The sequence below is a fragment of the Microcoleus sp. B3-D2 genome (genome assembly GCF_036705345.1).
In the GTDB taxonomy this organism is placed as follows: domain Bacteria; phylum Cyanobacteriota; class Cyanobacteriia; order Cyanobacteriales; family Microcoleaceae; genus Microcoleus.
This window is the reverse complement of sequence record NZ_JAUBUG010000040.1, coordinates 1-6,366: the sequence shown is the minus strand read 5'-3', so window position 1 is coordinate 6,366 and position 6,366 is coordinate 1. Positions and strand designations below refer to the sequence as shown.

The window sequence follows — 6,366 nt, the reverse complement described above, 5'->3', positions numbered from 1 at the left end:
AGATGCCTGTTCCACAATCAGATACAGGCAAGATGCCTGTTCCACAATCAGATACAGGCAAGATGCCTGTTCCACAAAATTGGAACTTAAAACCAGTCAAAGTTCCTAACTTTATAATTATTGGTTCTCAGCGGTGCGGCACGACTTCTCTGTATACTTATTTAGCTGAACACCCGCAAATTTTGACTCCGATTAAAAAGGAGATGGATTTTTTCTCGTGGCACTTTGACAGAGGAATTGATTGGTATTTGGCTCATTTTCCGCCAATGCCTTCGGGAGAGCAATTTGTAACTGGCGAAGCAAGTCCGAGCTATTTTGACTATCGGGAAGCACCGGAACGCCTCTACAGCCTGTTTCCAGAGGCTAAACTGATTGTACTTTTGCGAAATCCGGTCGATCGGGCGATTTCTCAATTCTACCGCTTGACTGACTTAAATTGGGAAGCGCGATCGCTCGATCGAGTAATTAGCGATGAAATTGAACGGTTGAATCAAAATCCAGAATACATCATCGGCGAGGAACCGGGGAATTATTTAGCTCGCGGTAGGTACATAGAATTTATAAAAAACTGGCGGGCTTTCTTTCCCCGAGAACAGTTGTTAATTTTGAAAAGCGAAGATTTTTATGCAGGTGCGGCGACAACTGTCAAGCAAGTTTTAGAATTCTTAGATTTGCCGGAATATCAATTGTCTGAATACCCAAATGCTAATCCCGGTTCTTACCAGCCGGTCAATCAATCGGTTCGCGATTGGTTGAGGGATTATTTTCGACCTTACAATCAGCAGCTAGAGGAGTATTTAAGCACAAATTTTAATTGGTAATAAACTTTCTTTTTGTTACTTTCAGCACTTAAGCACGGGTGGTCAGAAACCGGGTTTTTTACCGAACCTCCGGGTGCCAACGAAGTATTTTCAGGAAAAAACCGGGTTTCTTGGGTCGGAGTGCGTCCATGATTGCCTCTGTGGCGAGCGGGTGAAGTCGGACTTACCGCGCATGATATGGCGCAGAAACCGGGGTTTTTGATTCCCGCGCGCCCAAGTCCGAGAAAAAACCCGCCTACCCTTGACAAGTCATACTCGTTATGAGTACGCTAAAGTAAGCAAAGGAATTGAACCCAAGTACCCAAAAATTTAAAATCATGCTGACGAACCACGAAGGTCAAAGAGTACCCAAAGTCACCTTTCGCACTCGCAAAGACAACGAGTGGGTCGATGTCACCACCGATGATATATTTGCAGGCAAAACCGTAGCAGTGTTCTCCCTGCCGGGAGCCTTTACTCCCACTTGTTCGTCAACGCACCTCCCGGGTTACAACGAATTGGCCAAAGTTTTCAAAGAAAACGGCGTAGATGAAATCGTTTGTATTTCCGTCAACGACACCTTTGTGATGAACGAATGGGCAAAAAACCAAGAATCAGACAATGTGACGTTAATTCCCGACGGTAACGGCGAATTTACCGAAGGCATGGGAATGCTGGTAGACAAAACAGATTTAGGCTTTGGCAAGCGGTCTTGGCGTTATTCGATGCTGGTAAAAGATGGCGTGGTTGAAAAAATGTTTATTGAGCCTGATGAACCGGGCGATCCTTTCAAAGTGTCCGATGCCGAGACGATGCTCAACTACATTAACTCCGCAGCACCCAAGCCGAAGGTAGTTTCGCTGTTTACAAAAATGGGCTGTCCCTTCTGCGCTAAGGCTAAGGCAATGCTGAGTCAAAAGGGCTTGGATTATGAAGAAATTGTCTTGGGCCGGGAGATCACAACTCGATCGCTCCGGGCTATGACTGGGGCTACAACTGTGCCGCAAGTATTTATCGACGGCAAGTTGATCGGTGGTTCCGAAGCCCTAGAGTCTTATTTGGCAGTTGCTTAGTTAAACAACAATAACTTAGCCTGCGGGTGCACAGTCCACACCTTACTCGTTGTACGGTGCGTACTGTGCGCCTTTGCCGTATTTGGGGGTATTTAGCCCGATCGAGCTTGCGCGTCCAAAGTTCGATCGGTCTATTGATCCATTCTCGTGCCACAATTACTGGGGAAGTAATATCAAAAACGCAAGAAATGGGAGTTACCTATCGTGGATTTGAGTTTAGTAGCGTCAAATATCTTAAATCCCCCAATATTAGCTTTTTTCATGGGAATGCTGGCAATTTTTCTCAAATCTGATTTAGAAATTCCAGCGCCCATCCCCAAACTGTTTTCGCTGTACCTGCTGTTTGCGATCGGATTTAAAGGCGGCGTCGAACTGTCCAGAAGCGGAATTGACCAGCAAGTCGCCCTGACAATTTTGGCAGCGATGCTGATGTCAATGCTAGTACCCATTTATACTTTTTTCATACTGAGAATCAAACTCGACTCCTACAATGCCGCCGCGATCGCAGCTACCTACGGTTCTATCAGCGCCGTCACATTTATCACCGCAACCTCCTTCCTCACAGCACAGGGGATCGACTTTGACGGTTACATGGTAGCCGCGCTAGCATTAATGGAATCCCCAGCAATTATAGTCGGGCTAATCCTCGTGAGTGTATTCGGCGGGGAAGAAGGAAAACGCGAAATAGTTTGGCCAGAAGTGTTGCAAGAAGCATTCCTAAACAGTTCAGTTTTTCTACTGATTGGCAGCCTAATTATGGGCATAATGACAGGAGAACACGGTTGGGAAGTTATGAGTCCGTTTACTCAAGATTTATTTTACGGAGTTTTGACTTTTTTCTTGCTAGACATGGGGCTGGTTGCAGCCAGCAGAATTAAAGATTTGCAAGAAGCAGGAGTTTTTCTGATCGGCTTTGCCATCCTAATTCCCATAGTCAACGCAGTAATTGCTTTGCTAATAGCGAAATTAATCGGAATGCCGCAGGGAGACACTTTGCTGTTTGCCGTATTGTGCGCGAGTGCTTCTTATATAGCAGTACCAGCAGCAATGCGCCTAACTGTTCCCGAAGCGAACCCAAGTCTTTACATTTCAACTGCCTTAGCAGTGACATTTCCATTTAATATCATTGTAGGCATTCCCCTGTATCTATACGGAATCAATATGTTTTGGAGGTGAGATGATGGAGTCAGTCAAAAGAGTAGAAATCATAGCCCACTCAGTAGAACTCGGCAAGATTTTAGACGGTTTAGACAAAGCTGGCGTACCCGGTTATTCGGTGATTCGTGATGTCGCGGGAAAAAGCACCAGGGATCACGTTTCCCGCAATTCATCAATGACGGCGCTGGATAACATTTATGTGCTTGCTTTTTGTTCACCAGCTCAAGTTTCAGCAGTTGCAGAAAACATTAGACCAGTGCTAAATAAATTTGGTGGGTCGTGTTTTATTTCCGATGCCGTGGAATTGCTAATTACTAGGTGCGTCGGGTAGTCATTAGTCCTTAGTGATTGGTGATTGTACCAATTCGCAAAAGTAGAGCTGCATATAGATTGTACGCCATATGTGTAAGGACACGGCAATGCCGTGTCTTTGCGCTTATCTGCGACTTGAATCCTAGGCTTCGGCCCCCGACAGCCGCTGGTGAGAAGGCCAATCCATTTTTGGTTTTGCCTAAGTTTTTTCTAATTACTTTAGCGTGATTTAATAAAGGCGAGTTGGAAAATAATTTCTGTCTCTTATAGCACTTTTACCAGTTTATAATCATCAGGCATCAGCCATTAGCCAGCGGTCATTTCAGGATTAATTGCGCTTCCCTGGGGCAGAATTCAGAATTATTAAGAGATAGAAAAGAATCAGTTGCAAAAATCCGTTAGCGTGGTAAATTCTAAGCCACAACAGGCGATCCTCTTCGAGGGCTTCGCTAACGCCCGATCGACTAACGATATTTTCAATAGGAGTTTAAACATGGCTGCATTAAAAGTTGGCATCAACGGATTTGGTCGCATCGGACGGCTAGTCATGCGTGCCGGCATCAAAAACCCCAACATCGAATTTGTCGGCATTAACGACTTAGTTTCGCCAGACAACCTGGCTTATCTTTTCAAATACGACTCTACCCACGGCATTTATGACGGCGAAGTTGAAAGCAAACCAGACGGGATTGTCGTTGACGGAAATTTTATCCCCTGTACAGCGATTAGAAATCCTGCCGAATTGCCTTGGGGTAAATCCGGCGCAGATTATGTTGTAGAATCTACCGGATTGTTTACAGATTTTGAAGGCGCATCAAAACACTTGACGGCGGGAGCAAAACGAGTAATACTTTCAGCACCGACAAAAGATCCTGAAAAAGTACCAACATATCTAGTAGGCGTCAACCACCACAAATTTGACCCGGCAAAAGATACTGTTGTTTCTAATGCTAGCTGTACGACGAATTGTTTAGCACCAATTGCCAAAGTTATCAACGATAACTTCGGATTGGAAGAAGGTTTAATGACAACAGTTCACGCAATGACAGCTACTCAACCAACTGTAGACGGCCCAAGCCAAAAAGATTGGCGGGGAGGACGCGGTGCGGCTCAAAATATTATTCCCTCTTCCACTGGTGCAGCAAAAGCTGTTACTTTGGTGTTGCCAGAATTGAAAGGAAAATTGACTGGAATGGCTTTGCGCGTGCCAACTCCCGACGTGTCTGTAGTTGACCTTACTTTCAAAACGGCGAAGGAAACTAGCTATAAAGAAATTTGCGAGGCAATGAAAAAAGCTTCGGAGGGCGAACTCAAAAACATTCTTGGATATACTGAGGATGCGGTGGTTTCGACAGATTTTCAGGGCGACGCGCGATCGAGCATTTTCGATGCAGGTGCGGGAATTGAACTGAATTCTAAGTTTTTCAAAGTCGTTTCTTGGTACGACAACGAGTGGGGTTATTCTAGCCGCGTGATTGATTTGATGCTGTCAATGGCCGAGAAAGACGGAATTTTGAATAATTAATTTTTTGGGGGGTGGCATTTTGGGCGGGCTCGCGTGTCCACCCCACAAACAAATTCCTATGATTTTTTGTGGAACGGGTTCGCGTACCCGTTCCTGAGAATAGTACCTCATGTGAGTTAAACTTTTTTTGTTTCCGATTCGATCGCGCTCATGTCTGAATTACCACCGCTGAATAACGAAACTATTTGGGCTATCCTCAACGAAGAGATAGACGATGCTGCAGTCAACCGATTAGTTTGGCAGTATCTGGGCTACCGCTGCGATGCCGAGAGTGGCAAGTGGAACAGTGCAGGTGTTGCACCCGAGTGGCGTCAAGAGTACCCGGAACCGCCGGATTTTATCGATTCTAGGCCGGCGACGGTGAAATTGACTCGATCGACTCCTCCAGAAAACAAGCAGTTGCTGAAGGAAAAATTGGGGTTTAAAGGCTATAAAATTGGAGAATTTGGGCCCAGGCAGACTCGCAGGGCGACGATGGCTAATTGGTTGATGGGTTTTATGGAATCTGGGGCGTAAAAGCAATTTTGGATGGCTGTGCGGTTCTTGCCCACCTTAGAGTACAGAGATATTAGATTTTTTGGCAGGAAAACCAGCATTTCCCTCGCTACCCTAATGCTAGCGGGCGTTTCAGTCAATGTGATCGCCACACCAGCCACCACCCAACCCCCAACCCAACTCGCCCAAGCAACTGCCAAAAAACGCCTCGTCGTCATGGACTTCGACTACGGCACAACCAACACCTATTACACTTCCTACAGGGGAGTCGGCGCCGCCAAAGGCATCAGCGAACTGCTAATCAACGAACTCGTCAACAACGGCACTTATACAGTAGTCGATCGTAGCAAACTCGAACAAGTGCTCAAACACCAAAATCGCAGCGGCGCGATGGATGCCGGCACAGCAGCCGAAATTGGCAAAGAATTAGGAGTTGACGCCGTTCTCATCGGCACCATTACCAAGTTTAATATCGACAAACAATCAGGCGGTGGCAGTTTCAGGGGAATCGGCGCAGGTTCGCAAAAAACCAAAGCTACCGTTCCAATAGACGTGCGGTTAATCCGTACAGATTCGGGAGATATTCTTGCCACTGCCAAAGCAGTAGGAGAAGCGGATCAAAGCGCTTCTAATGTTTCCGTTAGGGGTATGGGCGGCAATTCCAGCAATAGCAATGAAGACTCACTTTTGAGCGAGGCCGTTGACAAAGCCGTATCCCAAATGGTGACTAAACTGGCAGAAGTATCTAAGAAATTAGGTTAGCCATTAGCCATCATATCAAATATGCTGATACCAAATCCGGCTTAAATATCCCCTTGATCTCTTAGCGGGTCCGAGCCTAGGTCGTATGGCGTAAACTGCGGCAGACTTTATTTGTATAGTTTGATGTCAAAAGGTTTCAATCGCCTCCTTCATAAAGGGAGTAATAAGTAAGTCGGTGAGAAAAAACCAAACTATGTTAAAATAAGTAAACATAGAGAATACGTCTACTGAGGTAACTCAA

At 45.8% G+C, this 6,366-nt stretch carries 7 protein-coding genes; all 7 read left to right on the top strand.

Annotated elements, in window-relative coordinates; all coding sequences use genetic code 11:
• Positions 1 to 821, top strand: an 821-nt coding sequence (locus QUB14_RS16260) for a sulfotransferase (protein ID WP_333297246.1), incomplete at its 5' end; no start/stop codon positions are given.
• A 317-nt stretch (positions 822 to 1,138) separates the two neighbouring features.
• Positions 1,139 to 1,873 carry a glutathione peroxidase gene (locus tag QUB14_RS16255; RefSeq protein ID WP_333218112.1) on the top strand — a complete coding sequence of 245 codons (735 nt, stop codon included), beginning with the start codon at positions 1,139 to 1,141 and terminating at the stop codon, positions 1,871 to 1,873.
• Positions 1,874 to 2,077: 204 nt separating this feature from the next.
• Positions 2,078 to 3,049, top strand: coding sequence for a sodium-dependent bicarbonate transport family permease (locus tag QUB14_RS16250; protein ID WP_333218103.1), 972 nt, complete (start codon positions 2,078 to 2,080; stop codon positions 3,047 to 3,049).
• A gap of 1 nt (position 3,050) precedes the next feature.
• Positions 3,051 to 3,362, top strand: a complete 312-nt coding sequence (locus tag QUB14_RS16245; protein ID WP_333218105.1) for a P-II family nitrogen regulator — start codon at positions 3,051 to 3,053, stop codon at positions 3,360 to 3,362.
• A 474-nt stretch (positions 3,363 to 3,836) separates the two neighbouring features.
• The gene (gene gap, locus QUB14_RS16240) at positions 3,837 to 4,868 is read left to right on the top strand and encodes a type I glyceraldehyde-3-phosphate dehydrogenase (RefSeq protein ID WP_333218113.1); all 1,032 of its coding nucleotides are present in this window, start codon (positions 3,837 to 3,839) and stop codon (positions 4,866 to 4,868) included.
• 150 nt (positions 4,869 to 5,018) lie between these two features.
• Positions 5,019 to 5,384 (top strand): DUF1823 family protein, encoded by a 366-nt coding sequence (locus QUB14_RS16235; protein WP_333218107.1) that lies wholly within the window; start codon positions 5,019 to 5,021, stop codon positions 5,382 to 5,384.
• Positions 5,385 to 5,396: 12 nt separating this feature from the next.
• Positions 5,397 to 6,125 (top strand): CsgG/HfaB family protein, encoded by a 729-nt coding sequence (locus QUB14_RS16230; RefSeq protein ID WP_333218108.1) that lies wholly within the window; start codon positions 5,397 to 5,399, stop codon positions 6,123 to 6,125.
• The last annotated feature ends 241 nt before the right edge of the window (positions 6,126 to 6,366 follow it).

What these genes read in the sequence shown, in the direction of transcription:
- QUB14_RS16245 (WP_333218105.1), top strand. Translation starts at nt 3,051, where the DNA reads ATGATGGAGTCAGTCAAAAGAGTAGAAATCATAGCCCACTCAGTAGAA.
- QUB14_RS16230 (WP_333218108.1), top strand. Translation starts at nt 5,397, where the DNA reads ATGGCTGTGCGGTTCTTGCCCACCTTAGAGTACAGAGATATTAGATTT.
- QUB14_RS16255 (WP_333218112.1), top strand. Translation starts at nt 1,139, where the DNA reads ATGCTGACGAACCACGAAGGTCAAAGAGTACCCAAAGTCACCTTTCGC.
- gap (WP_333218113.1), top strand. Translation starts at nt 3,837, where the DNA reads ATGGCTGCATTAAAAGTTGGCATCAACGGATTTGGTCGCATCGGACGG.
- QUB14_RS16235 (WP_333218107.1), top strand. Translation starts at nt 5,019, where the DNA reads ATGTCTGAATTACCACCGCTGAATAACGAAACTATTTGGGCTATCCTC.